16 protein-coding genes and 1 pseudogene are annotated in these 17,812 nt (G+C 51.8%); 8 read left to right on the top strand and 9 right to left on the bottom strand.

What is annotated here, in order from left to right:
* Positions 1-455, bottom strand: a pseudogene (locus AC4IE8_RS00360) (IS3 family transposase); the annotation flags it as partial.
* Positions 456-550: 95 nt separating this feature from the next.
* On the opposite strand from AC4IE8_RS00360, the gene AC4IE8_RS00355 reads away from it, so the two are divergent.
* The 3 genes from AC4IE8_RS00355 to AC4IE8_RS00345 all read left to right on the top strand — a co-directional run bounded on the left by AC4IE8_RS00355 (position 551) and on the right by AC4IE8_RS00345 (position 4,103).
* Positions 551-1,966, top strand: coding sequence for an IS1380 family transposase (locus AC4IE8_RS00355; RefSeq protein WP_490790024.1), 1,416 nt, complete (start codon positions 551-553; stop codon positions 1,964-1,966).
* A 298-nt stretch (positions 1,967-2,264) separates the two neighbouring features.
* Positions 2,265-2,885: a Cj0371 family chemotaxis-regulating polar lipoprotein gene (locus AC4IE8_RS00350; RefSeq protein ID WP_068992610.1), complete on the top strand. Its 621-nt coding sequence runs from the start codon at positions 2,265-2,267 to the stop codon at positions 2,883-2,885.
* A 3-nt stretch (positions 2,886-2,888) separates the two neighbouring features.
* Positions 2,889-4,103, top strand: a complete 1,215-nt coding sequence (locus AC4IE8_RS00345; RefSeq protein WP_490790023.1) for a glutathionylspermidine synthase family protein — start codon at positions 2,889-2,891, stop codon at positions 4,101-4,103.
* A gap of 105 nt (positions 4,104-4,208) precedes the next feature.
* Here AC4IE8_RS00345 and AC4IE8_RS00340 read toward each other — a convergent pair whose 3' ends face one another.
* The 4 genes from AC4IE8_RS00340 to AC4IE8_RS00325 are packed head-to-tail and all read right to left on the bottom strand — an operon-like array spanning position 4,209 to position 6,749.
* Positions 4,209-4,916 (bottom strand): hypothetical protein, encoded by a 708-nt coding sequence (locus AC4IE8_RS00340; protein WP_490790022.1) that lies wholly within the window; start codon positions 4,914-4,916, stop codon positions 4,209-4,211.
* Between the two features lies 1 nt (position 4,917).
* Positions 4,918-5,427, bottom strand: coding sequence for a hypothetical protein (locus AC4IE8_RS00335; RefSeq protein ID WP_490790021.1), 510 nt, complete (start codon positions 5,425-5,427; stop codon positions 4,918-4,920).
* Positions 5,427-6,035, bottom strand: coding sequence for a DUF2135 domain-containing protein (locus AC4IE8_RS00330; RefSeq protein WP_490790020.1), 609 nt, complete (start codon positions 6,033-6,035; stop codon positions 5,427-5,429). The genes AC4IE8_RS00335 and AC4IE8_RS00330 overlap by 1 nt, the downstream gene beginning before the upstream one ends.
* Positions 6,036-6,038: 3 nt before the next feature.
* Positions 6,039-6,749 (bottom strand): MotA/TolQ/ExbB proton channel family protein, encoded by a 711-nt coding sequence (locus tag AC4IE8_RS00325; RefSeq protein ID WP_068992598.1) that lies wholly within the window; start codon positions 6,747-6,749, stop codon positions 6,039-6,041.
* A 416-nt stretch (positions 6,750-7,165) separates the two neighbouring features.
* Between AC4IE8_RS00325 and AC4IE8_RS00320 the strand changes: the two genes are divergently transcribed.
* Both AC4IE8_RS00320 and AC4IE8_RS00315 read left to right on the top strand, forming a co-directional pair.
* The gene (locus AC4IE8_RS00320; RefSeq protein WP_068992595.1) at positions 7,166-7,906 is read left to right on the top strand and encodes a c-type cytochrome; all 741 of its coding nucleotides are present in this window, start codon (positions 7,166-7,168) and stop codon (positions 7,904-7,906) included.
* Between the two features lie 317 nt (positions 7,907-8,223).
* Positions 8,224-8,565 carry a TusE/DsrC/DsvC family sulfur relay protein gene (locus tag AC4IE8_RS00315; protein ID WP_068992592.1) on the top strand — a complete coding sequence of 114 codons (342 nt, stop codon included), beginning with the start codon at positions 8,224-8,226 and terminating at the stop codon, positions 8,563-8,565.
* A 169-nt stretch (positions 8,566-8,734) separates the two neighbouring features.
* On the opposite strand, the gene AC4IE8_RS00310 is transcribed toward AC4IE8_RS00315, so the two are convergent.
* The gene (locus AC4IE8_RS00310) at positions 8,735-9,490 is read right to left on the bottom strand and encodes an SDR family NAD(P)-dependent oxidoreductase (protein ID WP_068992590.1); all 756 of its coding nucleotides are present in this window, start codon (positions 9,488-9,490) and stop codon (positions 8,735-8,737) included.
* Positions 9,491-9,702: 212 nt separating this feature from the next.
* On the opposite strand from AC4IE8_RS00310, the gene AC4IE8_RS00305 reads away from it, so the two are divergent.
* Complete coding sequence (locus tag AC4IE8_RS00305; RefSeq protein ID WP_068992586.1) at positions 9,703-10,491, top strand: PDZ domain-containing protein; 789 nt, start codon at positions 9,703-9,705, stop codon at positions 10,489-10,491.
* Between the two features lie 78 nt (positions 10,492-10,569).
* Here the strand turns inward: AC4IE8_RS00305 and AC4IE8_RS00300 are convergent, their stop codons facing one another.
* A complete protein-coding gene (locus AC4IE8_RS00300; protein WP_490790019.1) occupies positions 10,570-12,429 on the bottom strand; it encodes an ATP-binding protein in 1,860 nt (619 codons plus the stop codon).
* A gap of 327 nt (positions 12,430-12,756) precedes the next feature.
* On the opposite strand from AC4IE8_RS00300, the gene nfsA reads away from it, so the two are divergent.
* Positions 12,757-13,497: an oxygen-insensitive NADPH nitroreductase gene (gene nfsA, locus AC4IE8_RS00295; RefSeq protein WP_490790018.1), complete on the top strand. Its 741-nt coding sequence runs from the start codon at positions 12,757-12,759 to the stop codon at positions 13,495-13,497.
* A gap of 391 nt (positions 13,498-13,888) precedes the next feature.
* Positions 13,889-14,536 carry a DUF2202 domain-containing protein gene (locus AC4IE8_RS00290; RefSeq protein ID WP_490790017.1) on the top strand — a complete coding sequence of 216 codons (648 nt, stop codon included), beginning with the start codon at positions 13,889-13,891 and terminating at the stop codon, positions 14,534-14,536.
* Between the two features lie 65 nt (positions 14,537-14,601).
* Here the strand turns inward: AC4IE8_RS00290 and ettA are convergent, their stop codons facing one another.
* Positions 14,602-16,266, bottom strand: coding sequence for an energy-dependent translational throttle protein EttA (gene ettA / locus AC4IE8_RS00285; protein ID WP_068992575.1), 1,665 nt, complete (start codon positions 16,264-16,266; stop codon positions 14,602-14,604).
* Between the two features lie 866 nt (positions 16,267-17,132).
* Positions 17,133-17,663 (bottom strand): hypothetical protein, encoded by a 531-nt coding sequence (locus tag AC4IE8_RS00280; protein WP_490790016.1) that lies wholly within the window; start codon positions 17,661-17,663, stop codon positions 17,133-17,135.
* Positions 17,664-17,812: the final 149 nt, after the last annotated feature.

Here is a 17,812-nt window from a genome sequence, read left to right as displayed (position 1 = left end):
GCATTCCAGTACTGTTGCTCAACTACCCTAGGTGCCAATCCATCATTGTGAGTATGTGGCCTGAATTGGCTATAGTATCCAATAATATACTCCGTGATATGGTACTTCGCTTCCTCAAAAGTGCGATAGCCGATCTCAGGCATCCATTCCATTTTAAAGCTTCTGAAAAATCGCTCCACGGGACTGTTATCCCAGCAATTACCACGGCGACTCAGACTCTGTACCATTTGATAGCGCCACAGTTGCTGTCGAAAAAATAGGCTGGTGTATTGGCAGCCTTGGTCGGAATGAAACATCACCCCTTTAGGCTCACCGCGTGACTCAAAGGCCATCGTTAACGCCTTCTTTGTCAGCAAGCTGTCAGGACTCAGCGATAATGCCCATCCCACCGGTTGTCGCGCAAACAGATCGAGTACGATGGCCAGATAAGCCCATCGTCGTCCAGTCCAAATATAGCCCGCATTTCTCACCAAACAATTGAATAAGGCCGAGTCTCGTGGCATAAATGTTGTGCGATCAATGATTTACAGCGCGCGGGAGCAACGGCCTTATGAACACAGAGTGTCAACCAGAACAGATTGAATTTCATGGCCTCGGCAAGCGAGAAGTGATTGGAAAATTTGATGGTGGCCGTATCACTTCAGACGCAGGTGGCCTGCTGTTACGCGAGGTAGAGAATTGCAGTCATATTCTCAAGCGTTTAAGCCAGTGTTTTACGGATTATCGTCATCCTGAATTAGTGGAACATTCCCTGGAATCGCTGATCAAACAACGCATCTACGGTCTTGCGTTGGGCTATGAAGATCTGAGTGATCATGATGAGTTGCGCCAGGATGCCCTGCTGGCATTACTGTGTGACAAAACGGATATCACTGGTGCGGATCGCGTACGACAGCAGGACAAGGGCAAAGCCCTGGCTGGCAAGAGCACACGAAACCGTCTGGAGCTGACTTCGGCACATGCCAGCACTGCAGATCGTTACAAAAAAATCGTCGCCCATCCTGCGGCGATGGACCGGTTGCTCATGGATTTGTTTGTCGAATCGCACGAGGAGCCACCCGAACAGATTGTGTTGGATGTTGATGCAACGGATGATCCGGTACACGGCAGCCAGGAAGGCCGATTCTTTCATGGATACTACGGCCATTATTGCTATCTCCCCCTGTATATCTTCAGTGACGAGGATCTGCTGTGCGCGCTCTTGCGGCCATCGAACCAGGATGGCGCTGCCGGCACACAAGAAGAAGTCCGTCGCATCGTGGGTGAATTACGCAAGATTTGGCCTGAAGTCCAGATCATTGTACGAGGAGATGGTGGTTTTTGCCGGGAGTCACTGATGGGCTGGTGTGAAAACAACCGGGTCGACTACGTATTCGGTTTGCCTAAAAACGACCGTCTAAAAACCGAAATTCAAGCGGAGATGACGCAAGCCAGACGGTGCCATGAAGCCACGGGAGAAGCCGCACGCGTGTTCAAGGACTTTTGCTATAGAACCCTTAAAAGCTGGTCCTGTGAACGCCGGGTCATTGGCAAGGCCGAGTACCTGAGCAAGGGAGAAAACCCACGCTTTATTGTCACCTCGATCACCGACAGGAGCTGGGATGCGCGTGCATTATATGAAGACTTTTACTGCGCGCGCGGTGACATGGAAAACCGCATCAAGGAACAACAACTTGGCCTGTTTGCCGACCGTACCTCAACGCATGAGATGCGCGCCAATCAGCTACGGCTCTACTTCTCATCGTTTGCCTATGTGCTGATGCAGACACTGCGACGCCTGGGGTTGAAGGAAACGCCATGGGCCAAAGCCCAGGCGACCACCATCCGGCTGAAGATATTCAAGATCGGCGCGTTGCTCCGGGTCAGTGTGCGCAAGGTCTGGATCGCTTTCTCAGAGAGTTATCCCTATCGCGACAGTTTCCATGATATCTGGGGGAACCTGATGAAAATCCCGATACGAAATTAGGGAAAAGGCTACTTCTATCTCAAAGCATCCGTCCAGCCTGGTGGATGAGAATCCTCTATCGCCTCTGCTCAGCAAATCACGATACGGAGGTCAGTGCATCACCGCAAAAGGCACTAATGACTCTTTAAAATGATCCTGAGTGCAGCCAATAAATAATTATCATGACCATTCTCGTCTCATATGACTCAAATATCATCGAATTATCTCCGTGGTGAGAAATGCGGGCTAAGGTTTGTCAATTCACAACAACTGGATACAATACGACCCCACTTTACGACTTGAAGATACAGGGTGATCCATGAGACACATCAGGAAAGTACTCTCTTACTCCATCGCCGGAACGATTGGATTGAGCACTATCGCCAGTCTGAATGGCTGTAGCGACCAGGGTAATCCGCCGCAAGGCAGCGGCTTCGGTAACCAATCCGGGGTCGAACAGGGGCAGAATGTCTTCATGGTGATTGAGCAGGTTGCTGTAAACCCGGACAGCTACACCTTGGTAGAGAAACATCCGACCAGTGGCCCAACTCGCGCGATTCTTCGTGATCAGGAAGGAAATGAGCGTTTTCTTAGCGAAGATGAACTTAAACAGATTGCCGAACAGGAGGCCGCGAAGGTTGAAGCGGGCTCCTCACGCCTGACACAGGATCCCTCAATGCACTCTGGAGGATTGTCGCTGGGTGAAACCCTATTGGCCGCCGCTGCAGGCTCACTGATCGGCGGCATGCTGGCCAACCGACTGGCCGGCAACAGTAATTTTCAGCGCACTCAACAACAGTATGGCGGTGGCCGCCCTACCAGCACGATCTCTCAGCCTTATAACAAGACGGCCAAAAGTCAGCCCAAGAGTGGCTTTTTTGGTGGTAACAAATCGGGCGGCAGCAGTTCCAGCAGCCGCTTCAACTCCTTTGGCGGCTGATTGATGGTCGACACTCTGAAGGTAGAGCCCCTCAGCAAGGGAGTTATGGAAGAGATCGGTATGAGTTGGCATACCGATGCGGATGGCAGTGACTATATCGTCAGCGATCTGGTTCAACTGAGTGAGGCAGAAGCGGAGGCCTACTATCAGGCTGCCAACACTCTCTATGACATGTATGTAGAAGGAGCCCAGCATGTCATAGATAATCAACTCTACTATGAGCTGGGCATACCCGCCAATCTGGTCGGGCTGATTGAGAACAGCTGGGATCGAGATGATTGGCATCTCTATGGCCGTTTCGATCTGGCCGGGGGACTCGATGGTCACCCCGTCAAATTAATCGAATTCAATGCTGACACCCCAACCAGCCTGTTCGAAACAGCCATTATTCAGTGGGCAATTCTGAAGGCGAACGGTATGAACGAGGCTCGCCAGTTCAACAACTTGCACGAGATGTTGAAAGAGAATTTCCGGCGTCTGATCAGTGGTGACGATGCCGATTTCGATTTTGCCAGCCGCTACAATGGGGAGAAGCTGCTCTTTTCCAGTATCAGCGACCTGCCGGAGGATGAGCGTACAACCCGCTATCTGCAGCAGGCGGCTCACGAGGCCGGCTTTTTTACCGACTTTTGCTACCTGAACGAAGCGGGCTTTAGTCATGATGAAGGTGTGTTCAATAAAGATGGTCAGCTGGCCGACTTTTGGTTCAAGCTGTTTCCCTGGGAAGATATCGCCGAGCAGGAGCTTGAGCTAACCCGGATGCTGGAGCAGAGTGCAAAGCAGGGGCAAACCCGCATCATCAATCCGCCATACACACTGTTGTTTCAGAGTAAGGGGATGATGAAGATCCTTTATGATCTGTTCCCCAACTCACCCTACCTGCTGCCCACCGCATTCGAGCCTCTGCCTGGCGTGGCTCAGGTTGAAAAGAAGTTGTTTGGACGTGAGGGCGCCAATATGCGCATCCTGGATGCCGGCGGGCAGCTGATTGAACAGAGCGATGGTCCCTACGATTTCCACAAAAACATCTACCAGGAGTGGGTTGACTTCCCCAAGGACAGTGTTGGACAAAACTATCAGGCTGGTGTCTTCTATGTCTGGGAGGCCTGCGGCCTGGGCTTTCGGCGTGGTGGCAAGATCCTTGACGACATGAGTAAGTTCGTGGGCCATGTGATCTCTGAAGAGGAGCCGTTACGGCTTGGCTCTCCTGGATCTTAAGCTTAAACAGGGCTTGTTAACAGGAATCCGATCTCTCTATATTTGTATCTCTGGTTGAGGTGTCAAAGTCTATTGCGATCATACGGCTAGGGCGTTGTCCGCAATTCAATGTTCAACCCCAATCAGCTCGAAGACCACCTTGCCTCCACTGAACACCGAACCCGACATGGGTTCCTCGCGAACCAGCTTCACCAGGCCGACACCGGGTGCATACCACTCACGGGTATTGATCTCGATATCCTGATAACCCTCACGTCCATCCGCGTAGAGTGTTAACTGCGCCTCTCCTTCAACCAGCAGACATTGCTCAAAATGGCCGGCCGGTACATCGACCTGCGCATCCAGTTGGCTGATCTGGTAGGCCATCTTCAGGGCGCTGCCACGGGTCAGGGTCTGTTCATAGGGACTGATTCGCCGCAGCACGTAGGGATAGGTCAGGTTGCTCCAGCTGGTGCCGGTTTGGTACGGGCGTTTCAACACCCAGTGCGGGTCGTTATCCATTCTCACCTCCGTCTCCACGACGGTGCGCTTGCCATTGCGGTAGACCCCCTCATCCACGTTGCGCAGATAGTAGCGGGTGCCCTCACTGGTGATGCGAACGCTGTGAGGCAGGCCCTTCAGCGTTTCCGGTTCGCTGTTGTACGCCACAAATTCCCGCCTCTCCACACGTCCGGCGACCTCGGTGGTGACCCGGTAGGTCCATCTCATATCCGGGGTGAGTGGAAAGTAGGATCCCTGACGGGTGGGATGTCGTTCACTGCAGCCTGTGACCAGGGAACCGAGCAGAGCGAGCAGTAGGCCGATCCGATGCATCTTATTTTTCCGGCAAGGCTGGATCAGGCAGGCTATAGATTTCGAGCTGCTGGCGTTTCTCTCCCATGCGGGTAAAGTCCCGTGGCATACCGCTCACACCGCTCTCTTTGATGCGGCCCAGTTGGATCACACCGTTGCGCAGATTTCTCAATGCCTCCTGCAGATTGGTATGCAGACTTTTTTGATAGTCCAGTCGATAGGCACGGGGTTTTTCAGCGGGTTCGGCTGTGCTCAGGTCGGTGATCCAGACATGGATGGTACCTGGCGAACCAAAGGTTTTATTTGGCTCATTGATGATTGCTGCATGCAGCTGAAAACGAGTCGGCAACGAACTGCTGACCGGCCACCCCTGGACTTCACGCCAACCCTGATAGCTGACAAAGTAGAGCGCGGAGGTCGCCACCACCAGTAACAGTTTCAGGCTCCAGTGGAATGGCGAGCGGAACAGACAGAGGGTGATCAGGGCGGTCAGGGCCACATAGGCCAGTACCAGCAGCAGTGTGGATTCCATCAAAGTTTGCCAACCTCCACGATCGATTTGGGTAGGGTGTTAATATCGAAAACCTGGCCATCCGGCGCGATTGAGAAGCGCACCGCGGTCTGCTCCTCTCCCAGTCGTTGTAGCTGTAGATTGGCGTAGTGCAGGATCTTCAGTACCGGATTGACCTCTGCCAGAGAGACGGTCACCGGCACCGGTTGCCGGGTCTTGCTGTTGTAATAGTGCACATTGACCACATACTCCCCGGGTGGACGGCCGCGCAGGGTGACCACTTCCTGATTAAGTGGATTGACCACCGCTTTGCCATCCACCACCAGACTGTCATTGGCCAGGCCTCTGTCATCCCGGTCGAGGTGCAGCAGTCCCGCCTGCGGCTGCTTGAACCAGACCAGTTGACCGGCCGGGCCCTCTACCCAGGTGTCGATATCATCCGGATTGTTGTCGGGCCAGCTAACGGTGATGATGAAATCCGCCTTCGGGTTGATGGTGCCGGTTTTGGCTGGCGGGTTGAGAAACATCAGCGCCACCAGAAACAGGAAGGTGAAGGCAAGTAATGCATTGAACAGCAGGTCGGTGAAGGGGTCGGCATCGAAGTTGCGGTTGTTGCGGAACATGGCCATGGGCTATTCAACGCTCGACTTTACGGTGAGTCGTGTCTCAGCCAGATGGACCGCCGCCGCCACCAGGCGGTCGGCGGCCCGGTCCAGCATCAGATATTGCAGTCCAAGCAGCATGCTGCAGACCAGACCGAGCAGGGTCGTATTCAGGGCGACGCCCATACCCCCGGTCATTCGTTGCAAAAGTCCTTGAATGTCAGCCAGGTCAAATGACTCGAGCTCAGCGACGGGCGCCAGCATCAGAACGAAGCCGATCACCGTGCCAAGGAGGCCCAGTTTGATTAGCAGTCCGCTGACAAACCATCCAGCTTCATGCTGACCCCGTGCCTGCTCCGCCATCACCTGGGCGAGCAGTTGGGCGTCGCGGTTTGCCTCCGGCTCGGTGGTTTTTTGCAGCAATCCACGCAGGAACTCACCTGTTAGGGAGCCATCCAGCAGGTTTGATCCCTTGTTGAGTGGCTTGTCACTAAGCCCCAGCACCTGAATGATCTGTTGCAATGCCTCTTGTTCCGTTGAGAGGTAGAGGCTGCGAAAAGCACAGTGTCCGCTGGCAGCGATAAAGGTTACGGCGATGATCAAGGTGATTCTGGTCGGATCGGAGAGCAGGATGTTCTGCAAAATCCCCTGGTCCCATGAAACCCAACCGCCAAACAGGATCAGGCCGGCCAGCAGCAGCCACCTCAAAAGTAGGCTATAGGCGGGTATCGGTGCGGTCATGAATGCTTTGGTGCTCTCTATATCATTGTTCTCATTAGATACTAGCCTACTGCATTACGCTCATTGTCAGGCTCCGGTTTCGGGCATGCAGTCAGCTGGGCCTATTAGGCCTGCAAGGCGCATGCCTGTTGTATCGCTCCAGGGCAGCGGTGCAGAGATAAAATTGGATAGGGGCTTGTATCACTTGTGGTACATCCGCATCGAATCTGAACAGTCAGGTTCAGGATAAACCGAACGAACCCCGGCAATCTGCCAGAGTCGTGTCTGATCGGGCAGGCATGAATGTTGCAAATTGAGTTCAGATTGAATGCCGGATTTTTCCTGGCTTCGATCTGATCATGCTCAGATTTCTGAGTCGTGACAGGCTTAAAGAGAGATCCATCCAACCGTAATATTGCGAGCAGGAGAGACCAACCATGAGAAGGTTTTTGACGTACCTGAGCGGCATTGTCGTTGCTCTCGTCGCGCCGACCACACTACAGGCCAAAGATGAGCAGATGCTTGATCTGGCCAATACCAGGGGGTGTTTTATCTGCCATCAGGTGGCAGCAGACAACCGTGGGGGAAAGCCTCTGGCGCCTTCATACCAGGAGGTAGCGGTACGTTATCGTGACAATCAACAGGCTTTCGATCAGCTGCTCGATCGGGTCATCCACGGTACCGCCTATCGGGATCAGAAGTGGGAAGGCAAGGTGGCGATGCGTTTTATGCCGCCGAATGTGAATGTATCCCGTGAGGAGGCTGCAGCCCTGGTGCGCTGGATCATCGATTTGGATGTGGACCAGAAGACCGTAGCGCGTCTGCAGAAGCACGACAACATGCTCAGGCTATCGAGTCTCAGCGGCTGCAATATCTGTCATCGTGTGGAGCCTGTATCGGAGTCCAGAGTGGTTCCCCTGGCGCCATCCTTTCGCGAAATTGCCGGACGTTACCAGGCAAATGCCAATGCAAAGAGTGAATTGGTGGACTCTGTATTGAAAGGCACCCAGGGTGGGACCAGGATGTGGCATAACGTCAACATGCGATTCATGCCGCCAAATGTCAATGTACGCAAAGAGGATGCGGCCTCGCTGGTTGACTGGATTCTCTCACTTGAGACCAAAGGGCTTGCCAAACATGCCCGGGTACCCGCACAACGACCGGTAAAGAAGCCCTAAGCCGGCCACTGACTTTGTCACCTACCGCCGAAGCGTATGTCCCGGGTGCGCTTCGGTCTGTGACCTGTCAAAGGCATCAAGTCCGTCCCTGCGCTGTGTTGCGGCTGATTGGTATAGAGGCGCACCTCTCTGTGACCCGCGAGCTCACCCTGGCTCGCAAGAGCAGCTGGCGTTTAATTCTAGAAGAGATGATGAGAGTTGGTGGGGTATATCAGAATTTATGATATAAAATCACGAATTATCATTTTTCATAAAATGGATTCTCTTCCATACTCCTCTTCAATACTTCACACAACTAGCCGCAGGAGATTGAAGTCATGGTTCAAACAGCCGTAGATCAATCCGCCAACATTCAACCACTGATCCGCTTTGATGAGAATGGTTTTCTGATCGATCACCAACTCTGGAACGAGGAACTGGCTCGTGATCTGGCCCATCAGGAGGGTGTGGATCACCTGGGTGAGCAGCATTGGCACATCATTCATCATATCCGTGAACGCTACCTGAGCCTCGGGGCACTACCGAATATGCGTCTGGTCTGCCGGGCAACCGGTATTCCAAGGCATAAGGTGCATCATCTGTTTGGCAGCTGCTTGAGCATCTGGCGAATCGCTGGTCTGCCCGATCCGGGAGAAGAGGCAAAAAGCTATTTCAGCTGAGTCACTCGATTACGCAAATGAACGCGGATGAACGCAGTTTGGGTTTCGAGTTAAATTGACTAACACTTATTAACCCGCCAGGAGTTGGTCAGAATAGGTTCAACAACGGATTTGATTGAGTCTTTTGTGTTTATCAGCGTTCATTTGCGGCCTTAGAAAACAAAACCATTTATGTCCGGTTTCGTGCCTTGAGCAGGGCTTGGTACTCATCCGGGGCAAAGATCTGGCGCAGATCGACATAGCTGCCACTCTCATATCCCTTGATCTCAGGCAGGGCCTGCAGGATTCTCTCTGCGGCTGCCGTGGGTGTGAGTGTATTTCCCTCCACACGTGCCTGTCTGATCCGTTGCAGGGCAGGGTAGGCGTCACTGTCTGCCTCATTACACAGATAGTCCATCATGCTCGATTCGATCAGTCCCGGTGCAATGGCGGCAATGTGGGTTTCACCAAACTCATGGGCATAGAGACGTCCAAGCATATTCAATCCGCTCTTCGAAAGGGCATAACCGCCCCATCCTTTATTGCCCAGTACAGCAGCACCGGATGATATGAGGAGAATCTGATCGAGTTTCAGTGTTGATTTCAGCAACCAATCCAGGATGACCTTGTTTGGCCATAGGTTGATCTCCATGATCTGCAACAGTTCATCCAGCGAAGTGTCACTGATGTTTTTGATCTCTCCCAGTATGCCGGCGTTGAGTATCACCAGATCCAGGTTTGTGACACCGTTTAAAAGTTGCTCAAGGGCATCGGGTATTGTCTCCGGCTGGGTTAGATCGCAACGCTGATCCACGAGTTCTCCCTGCAGATTGCAGCCACGTCGGCTGCACCCATAAACCCGATAACCATGGTTTAGCAAAACCTCGCTTATGCCCAGGCCGAGACCACTGCTGTTGCCTGTGATAAATGCTGTTCTTTTATTCATAGTCGCAAATAAAATTGGTGATCTATAGTCATACAATCGATGAATTGAATCAGGAATCTAATTTAGCAGTGTTTTATGGTTTTTCGTAAAAAATTTTCAATCGGTGATGATATGAACGTCTAAAAACAGCTTGGGATATTGAGACGCGGCTCGCACCTCGATATATAGCAAATTCCTATACTATCGCGAAATTGCTGAACTGGAGATTGTGTATGGACACCTTCAATAGGGAAGGATATGTAACGACTCTTCTTACCACATTTTTTGCTTTGGATCTGGCAGAAAAAAAGAGAAAAGAGCTGCAGGCAACAGCAGAGCTTCAGGCTCAGGTAGAGATCGCATTGGAGCTTGCACAGTCACCTACAACCAATCAAAAGCTACCCGAGAAACCGATCGAGGGTGAGTGGTTGAAACATTTGAGTGCGATGGGTGTTAGTCTGGTTGAGGCGCTAACGGTCAAGGAGTTATATCATATACAGGGGTTGTCACAGCCTGCCAGTCCACGACAGGTGGATATATTGAAACATTTCAAAATGCCCGGCGCTGTGAAGATGAATAAAACAGTGGCTAACTACACGATCAGGCGTCTCTTCGCCGAGGCTGAAAATGTCGAAGCCTGGCAGCAGCGCCCCCCTACCTCCCGGGTAATGCAGGGTTTGCTCTATATAAACGGCAGTTTTACCCGTGGCATGACCCAGCATCAGGCACAGCGTAGACTCAGGAAGTCCGGGATTGAGAGTCCATCGAAGTATCGTGAGTGGAAACGCATCGAAGCGCTCTTTATCGGGGTGAACGATCTGGTGACCCGGCAACGAAACGCCACCCGGAAGATTACCTGGAAGCGTTTTTATCACTATTATGATGAATTAAAAAGTAATGGCGTGGCCAGCGATGAAATCTCGGTGGAGATGATGCTTACCCGGATCGCCTATCATCAGCGCGGCGAACTTCGGTCGACTCATTTTGGTGGCGATGAGAGCGCCCTGTTAGCTGCGGTATAAAATACTCTTGTGATCGGCTGGCTTAGCGCTGATGAAATAGAAGGAGGGTCTACCCGGCAGTGCACCTTGAATGCCTGTTTAAGCCACCTCACTGGTCACCGGTAGACGAATGATAAATGTCGTTCCAACTCCCTGTTCTGTTTCGAACAGCAGTTCCCCCTGATGCTTACCAACGATGATGTCCTGGGCGATAGCCAGGCCCTGGCCGGTTCCTCGTCCCACATCCTTGGTGGTGAAAAAAGGATTGAAGACGGAATCCTGGGCCTCTTCGGGGATGCCGGTTCCGGTGTCACTGACACGGATTTCCACCTGCTCATCCTTTAGCTCAGAGGTGATGGTGATGGTGCCTTTCTCTTCCCGCTTGGCCGCTTCAATGGCATGGGCTGCGTTGACGATGATATTCAGTACAACCTGAGACACTTCTCCTGCAAGGCACTTGACGTCTGGAAGGCTGTCACTCAGATCCAGCTTGGTATCAGCAACATATTTCCACTCGTTCTTACATACCGCGACCGCATTGCTGACAACACGGTTCAGGTCGGTCAAAGCCATATCTTTTCCGCCCGGATGAGCAAACTCTTTCATGGCCAATACAATTCTGGCCACCTGTGAAGCACCGGTTATGGATTGATCGATGGCATTGGTGGTTTCTTCAGTAAGGTACTCCAAGTCGATCTCTTCAATGGTTTCATCAATTTTTGCCAGTTCGGTTTGCAGCTCAGGTTGCTGTTTCGCTTTACCCGAGAGTTCAGCATAGTCCTGTAACAGGGTTTGTATATCCTGCTGTGACTCTTTAATGAATTTCAGGTTGTCCCCAATGTACTGTATTGGGGTGTTGATCTCATGGGCGATGCCCCCGGCCAACTGTCCGACCGCTTCCATTTTATGGGTCTGATTCAATTGGCGCTCCAGATCCATACGTTCTCTATCGGCACGTTTACGCTCCGAGATGTCACTGAATGTCAACACTACCCGTTTGTTATTATCATTCTGTAGCATGGGCGATACGGAAAAAACGATATCAATCTCATGCCCGGCTTTATGTGAAAAGACGTCATCGTTGTTAGCGCGGATAACACCATCCTTCAATGTGTCCATGACTGTCGTTTCGGCACTTCGATCATTACCCGGATTTGACTCTCCATAGACAATCTGACTGAACCGTCTGCCCAGCATGTCATTTTTAGTCCATCCGATCAGTCGTGCGCTTTCTGGATTGGCATATCTAACGACGCCACCATTGTCCAGTACTACGAAACCTTCACTCATGCTGTTGGTGACGTCACTCAGAAATTGCTCTTTTTCCTTTAGGTTCTGTTGTGTTGATTTCAGCGTCAGCCAGTGTTTTCTCAATTGACTCATAAGAAAATTACTGGTGACTGAGATCACCAGAAAACCGATGAAGTGTAGCAATGTCATGATCTGCTTGGCTTCGTCCTGGGCGGCAATAATGGGTTCCGCCAAGACTTTTATGCTGATGCCACCACGCACGTCGCCAATTTTTTTCCCTTCATACCCATGGCATGCAAGGCACTGTTCCTGCATATACACCGGACCGATGTATCTGAAGTAGGCTGGTTTCTGGTTCAGAAACGGTTCGAATTTAAACTCTATGCCTTGCTGAAACTGACTCAGGGCTTGACGCTCCCAGGTATCGGAGATGTTTTCCGGATTCATGGGTTTGGATGAAACAGCTCGATACTGAATATCCTTAACGTTCTGCTTTTTAAAGAGAGTGGGATCATTTGCCATCAACACCGGATTGATCTTCGTCAGTCTGACCATCTCATACATGATTTGGCCGCGCTCAAAGGCAATTTTCTCGACAGAGTTGTCGATCACGCTGAGATTCCATATCAGTGAGATCAGGGTCAACACCAACCAGAAGATGATTGGAAATATCCAGTAGTATGTGGATTGTAATAGTCGAATCAACATGGCAACATCCGTTTGGTTACTCGGTCAAGTTTCAGCAGTCGACTTGTTAACTCAATGCACAACTACACTTGGCAGCAGGATGTTGCGGAACGGGGGTCAGTCTTGGAGCACTAAATCTGAACTGCCTGTTCCACCCGTGAACCTGCTAGCGATATAGAGCGCTTATTAAAATATAGCGTTCGAGTGAATGAATACTTGAGGATCTAAATTCCGTTTTCAGCACATATTCATCAGTCTATAAATCAGATTGATTGCGCTTATGGTTGTTATTTCTGCAAATAAACAACATGTGCAAGTTTTCTGAATTCTAATGAGGGCCGACCTGCAATGGCACTGACAGCAACACAGCAATTACAGATCAATCACCGCTCGGTGAGGCGGTTTCTCGACAAACCCCTGGATCCAGGGCAGTTGGATACGTTGATCAGTTGCGGACAGGCTGCAGCGACATCAAGTTTTATTCAGGCCTATTCAGTCATTCGGGTGACCCGCCCTGAAGCGAGACAAGCAATCGCCATGGCTGCTGGAGGTCAAGTATGGATTGAGAAAGCGGCGGAGTTTCTGGTTTTTTGTGCTGACCTCCGGCGTATCAATCAGATTTGTGAAGCAGTGGGCAAAGGCGAATTGGAAGGCTATAGCGAACATGGGCTCGCGGCGGTAATCGATGTGGCTTTGATGGGACAGAATGTGATGTTGGCCGCTGAATCCCAGGGTTTGGGGGGTGTCTTTATCGGCGGTATTCGCAATCAGCCAGAAGTGGTAGTGGAGCAGCTCGAACTCCCCCACAGAGTTGTGCCACTGTTTGGAATGTGTCTGGGCTGGCCGGATGCGAATACCGAGGTGAAACCCAGGATGCCGGTGGAGAGCATTCTGCATCAGGAGCGATACCAGGAGTTGGATCCGGATAGATTGGCTGATTACGATGAGCAGATGTCAAAATACTATGTCGGTCGTGGCGCCAATGTGAAACTGACCGACTGGTCGCATGCCACCGCACAAGCCATGCAGGGAAAGAAGCGTGAACATATGCTCGATTTTCTGCGTTCAAAAGGTTTCTTTGTCTGTTGACTACCACTGCCATATAACCTGTTTGAGGCTATGGAATAAGATCGGTTGAGGCTTCTGAGCTGTGTGATATCCCGGATGATACGCTTTCTGTGGCGCGGTATGAGTGGCACTCAATCCCCACATCTGTGCTGCAATTCATACTCTTTTCCCCACCTGTTGCTTGACGCAGAATAATCCACCTAGTCAAGCTGCAACACACTGTGCCACGCTTCACAGGTGTGACTGTTTAAGCTCTGCAATCTGGGTGATATCACCCAATTGGTAAGTGATATCTCAGATTTTCATCCGTTCAATCCTGACCGATTTGTCGTAACCAACTGAATTCATATAACAAAAATACTGGCCTGATATCTGCTGAGTCCGGTTACTTGTTTAAATGGAGATTTTTCAGATGGTTCGAAAAATAACTTTGTTGATTGCGTTGTCAATTCTGATACTGACTCAGGTACACGCTGGTTGGGGGGGTGGAAACGGTCGTGGCTGGCGTGGAGGTCAGGAGCAGGTTGTCGACAGCCTTACCTCAGAGGAGGCCCAACACCTACTGTTGCTCAGAGAGGAGGAGAAGGTGGCGCGGGACGTTTATGATCTGCTCTATCAGCAATGGGGTTTGTTTATCTTCAGTAATATCGCCTCGGCTGAGCAGCGCCATATGGACTCTGTACTGGCGCAACTGCAGCGCTACGGTCTGGTCGATCCCGCACTGCAGCCAGGTGTGTTCGGCAATCAGGAGCTACAGGCACTCTACGACAGCCTGATCCTGCAGGGCACAAGCTCTGAAATGGATGCCCTTCTCACCGGTGCTTTGATTGAAGAGGTGGATATGCAGGACCTCCATGAGATGCTGGAAGCCACGGAGAATAGCGGTTTGACCAGTCTCTACCAGAAGCTGTTGTGTGGATCCAGAAACCATCTGCGGGCATTTGTCAGACAGATAGAGAGCCGGGGGATGGTTTATCAGGCTCAGGTGATGGATCAGGCAGCGGTTGATCAGATTGTCGACAGCCCCATGGAGAGAGGTTGCGGGCGACGCTACAAATGATGGGTAAACCGTCTGAGTACGTTTGATCCGCGTAGATTTCGCCCCCTCAAAGAGGGCGATAGGGATCAGCTCAAACGCTTGTATTTGATACGGTGTGGCTGATCCGCTTCAGCGCCCAGACGGCGCTTACGATCAGCTTCATAGTCTGCATAATTTCCTTCAAACCAAACCACACCCGAGTCACCTTCAAAGGCCAGGATATGGGTGGCGATTCTGTCGAGAAACCAGCGATCATGGCTGATTACCACAGCACAACCCGGGAAGGAGAGCAGCGCTTCCTCCAGCGCCCGCAGGGTCTCCACATCCAGATCATTGGTTGGCTCATCGAGTAACAACAGATTGCCGCCGCTTTTCAAAAGCTTTGCCAGGTGAACCCGATTGCGTTCACCCCCGGAGAGATCGCCGATACGTTTCTGCTGGTCTGAGCCTTTGAAGTTAAAGTGGCTGACATAGGCCCGCGAAGGCATCTGGAAACGGTCGACCGTGATGATATCCTGACTGTCTGAGATCTCTTCCCATACGGTTTTGTCTCCATTCAGTGCGTCCCGGCTCTGGTCCACATAGGCGACCTGAACGGTGTCACCGATACGCATTTCACCTCCGTCAGGCTTCTCCTGGCCGGTGATGATGCGAAACAGGGTCGTCTTACCCGCACCATTGGGGCCGATAATGCCCACAATGCCGCCTTTTGGCAGATTAAAGGTGATGTCATCGTAGAGCACCCGGTCACCAAAGGCCTTCTTCAGCGATTCGGCCTCGATCACCAGGTCGCCCAGTCTTGGGCCGGGCGGTATGTAGAGCTCGTTAGTCTCATTGCGCTGCTGAAACTCTTGCGACTGCAGCTCTTCAAAACGCTGCAAGCGGGCCTTGCTCTTGGCGTGTCGGCCTTTCGGGTTGGAGCGCACCCACTCCAGTTCCGCCTTCATAGTCTTGATATGGGCGGCCTCTTCACGGGACTCCTGCTCCAGGCGCTGCTCTTTCTGTTCCAGCCAGGAGGAGTAGTTGCCCTCCCAGGGAATGCCGTAGCCCCGATCCAGCTCGAGTATCCAGCCGGCCACATTGTCGAGAAAATAGCGGTCATGGGTAACCGCCACCACGGTGCCGGTGTACTCATGGAGAAAACGCTCCAGCCAGGCGACAGACTCTGCGTCCAGATGGTTGGTCGGTTCGTCGAGTAACAGCATATCCGGTTTTTCCAGCAGTAACCGGCAGAGTGCCACCCGGCGCCGTTCGCCGCCGGAGAGGGTCTTCACATCCGCATCCCAGGGCGGCAGTCGCAGGGCATCGGCAGCGATCTCCAGTTGACGCTCGATGTTGTGCCCATCACAGGTCTGGATGATGTCTTCCAGTTGAGCCTGCTCCTTGGCCAGCGCATCGAAATCCGCATCCGCTTCGGCGTAGGCGGCATACACCTCATCGAGACGGCTCAGCGCCTGTTTCACCTCGGCCAGCGCCCCCTCCACATTGCCTCGAACGTCCAGGGACTCATCGAGCTGGGGTTCCTGGGGCAGGTAGCCCACCCGGATACCGGCCTGAGGACGGGCTTCACCTTCGATGTCAGTATCCACACCGGCCATGATACGCAGCAGGGTCGACTTGCCGGCGCCGTTGAGGCCGAGAACACCGATCTTGGCGCCTGGGAAGAAGGAGAGTGAGATATCCCGCAGAATCTGCTTTTTCGGGGGGACGACTTTGCCCACCCGATTCATTGTATAGATGTATTGGGCCATGGAACCTGTATCGTAGATTGAACTGTTGTGGTGTAGCCTTCGAATCACACGCTGACGCTAACCTGGGTGCGATTCTGCTGACCAGTTTTCGGCGCTTATCCTACCATGAGACTATGCCTGCAGGTAGATTTACCTTAGGTCCTTCTATCACTAATCCAATCTGCCCAGTTGCGTCTGAAAAAGTGCCTCTGAAAGAGCGAGGAGCGTAGTTTGGTTGTCCCAAATGAGCGACGAGCAGCGGTTCGTGGTGTTTTTCAGGCGCAACCCCCATGTTGATATCTAAGGAGGGGGTTGGGGCCACTGCCGTTCCGTTAACTTTCAATCTTCCCGGCATTATGACTAAAAAGCACCTCTACTTTGACGGGAGAGGGGTTGGGGAGAAGGTGTGCGCGAAGCGTTTGACCTGACTAAAAAAGGTAAAAACTCACTAACCCTTCATTTCTTTCACGTTGGTTTCTCATCAAGGCAAGGTGCTCACTCTTCCCCTCTCCCCCGGCCCCTCTCCCGCAAGGGGAGAGGGGGGTTAATATCTCAGCCTATGTGGCATTCTGACAATAATTCCGGCCTTGTCGATCAGTGCTTTTTCATGTCTCAACGCTCAAACAGCAATGAAAACCAACGAACGATTCGTCAGTTAACAACATTATGTACGGAGATTATGGGACAGCAGCGGGCTAGGTCTGTTTTTGCACCCAGCGACGTTATTATTCGCTCATGTAGAACAATTACACCGCGCTCATTCTGCCTTGCTGAGCACAAATACAGATCCGGCAGGACGTATTGGATTCGTGTTACAGGCACTAGCACCCGGTAGATCCAGCCAGGTCACTACTTGCATGCCACCCGGCAGGTTGCGCTCGGGCACATTAAGAACGGATCAGACAGGTTTCAAAGTCGATGTCCGTCGAGCCATCGATCTCAAAACCATATCTAAGTACTTCAAGGATTAATACCTCAGAGAAACACAAGCGGTCTTGGTTGATCGTGAAAAAGGCATCGATCGGATACTTTTCTCCATCAAAGTTGAATTCGATGATGAGGCTCCTGCCGATGATTCCCACCTGCAGCATCGTCTCTCCAAGGTCCTGATAGGTGTCTGGTTGGTGGAGGTGTATCGGCGCAGGATCGTTCGCTTGAGGGCGCGGTAGTGTACAGTCTGAGTCATAGTATGCTTTGGGTTCCATATAGATGGCGCCAAAACTTGTAAACTCATAACTTCCTTTTGCCCATATTTGGGTCGTATTGGATTCTTCCTGTTCAACGTGCTCACAAGACTCTGTCACCCATAGACCAACCAGTGGTGATTGCTCAGTACGGTTTTCAGAGTTGTTGTCATCGTTGCATCCATTGAGAAGAGCAAAAGTAAAAGCCATAGAAAACAACAGTGATTTCTGCATGATATCCCTATCCAATTTTTTTAACAATGTATTGAAGACTTGATTGAATCATTCCGTCCGTCAATGAGACGATTGTGTTTCAATTAAGTTCATGGCAGGGGTGAAGATTTGTCACTATTACCGGATGGCAATTGACTGGAGCAGGGTGA

The organism is Candidatus Thiodiazotropha sp. AKAK2, assembly GCF_058244685.1.
Note: the sequence above shows the minus strand (reverse complement) of the source record. Positions and strands in the feature narration are given on the sequence as shown.

Coding starts and splice junctions, on each gene's coding strand:
- AC4IE8_RS00315 (WP_068992592.1), top strand. CDS start 8,224: ATGGTTCAAACAGCCGTAGATCAATCCGCCAACATTCAACCACTGATC.
- AC4IE8_RS00320 (WP_068992595.1), top strand. CDS start 7,166: ATGAGAAGGTTTTTGACGTACCTGAGCGGCATTGTCGTTGCTCTCGTC.
- nfsA (WP_490790018.1), top strand. CDS start 12,757: ATGGCACTGACAGCAACACAGCAATTACAGATCAATCACCGCTCGGTG.
- AC4IE8_RS00335 (WP_490790021.1), bottom strand. CDS start 5,427: ATGGAATCCACACTGCTGCTGGTACTGGCCTATGTGGCCCTGACCGCC.
- AC4IE8_RS00325 (WP_068992598.1), bottom strand. CDS start 6,749: ATGACCGCACCGATACCCGCCTATAGCCTACTTTTGAGGTGGCTGCTG.
- AC4IE8_RS00345 (WP_490790023.1), top strand. CDS start 2,889: ATGGTCGACACTCTGAAGGTAGAGCCCCTCAGCAAGGGAGTTATGGAA.
- AC4IE8_RS00300 (WP_490790019.1), bottom strand. CDS start 12,429: ATGTTGATTCGACTATTACAATCCACATACTACTGGATATTTCCAATC.
- AC4IE8_RS00310 (WP_068992590.1), bottom strand. CDS start 9,490: ATGAATAAAAGAACAGCATTTATCACAGGCAACAGCAGTGGTCTCGGC.
- AC4IE8_RS00305 (WP_068992586.1), top strand. CDS start 9,703: ATGGACACCTTCAATAGGGAAGGATATGTAACGACTCTTCTTACCACA.
- AC4IE8_RS00355 (WP_490790024.1), top strand. CDS start 551: ATGAACACAGAGTGTCAACCAGAACAGATTGAATTTCATGGCCTCGGC.
- AC4IE8_RS00280 (WP_490790016.1), bottom strand. CDS start 17,663: ATGCAGAAATCACTGTTGTTTTCTATGGCTTTTACTTTTGCTCTTCTC.
- AC4IE8_RS00340 (WP_490790022.1), bottom strand. CDS start 4,916: ATGCATCGGATCGGCCTACTGCTCGCTCTGCTCGGTTCCCTGGTCACA.
- AC4IE8_RS00350 (WP_068992610.1), top strand. CDS start 2,265: ATGAGACACATCAGGAAAGTACTCTCTTACTCCATCGCCGGAACGATT.
- ettA (WP_068992575.1), bottom strand. CDS start 16,266: ATGGCCCAATACATCTATACAATGAATCGGGTGGGCAAAGTCGTCCCC.
- AC4IE8_RS00290 (WP_490790017.1), top strand. CDS start 13,889: ATGGTTCGAAAAATAACTTTGTTGATTGCGTTGTCAATTCTGATACTG.
- AC4IE8_RS00330 (WP_490790020.1), bottom strand. CDS start 6,035: ATGGCCATGTTCCGCAACAACCGCAACTTCGATGCCGACCCCTTCACC.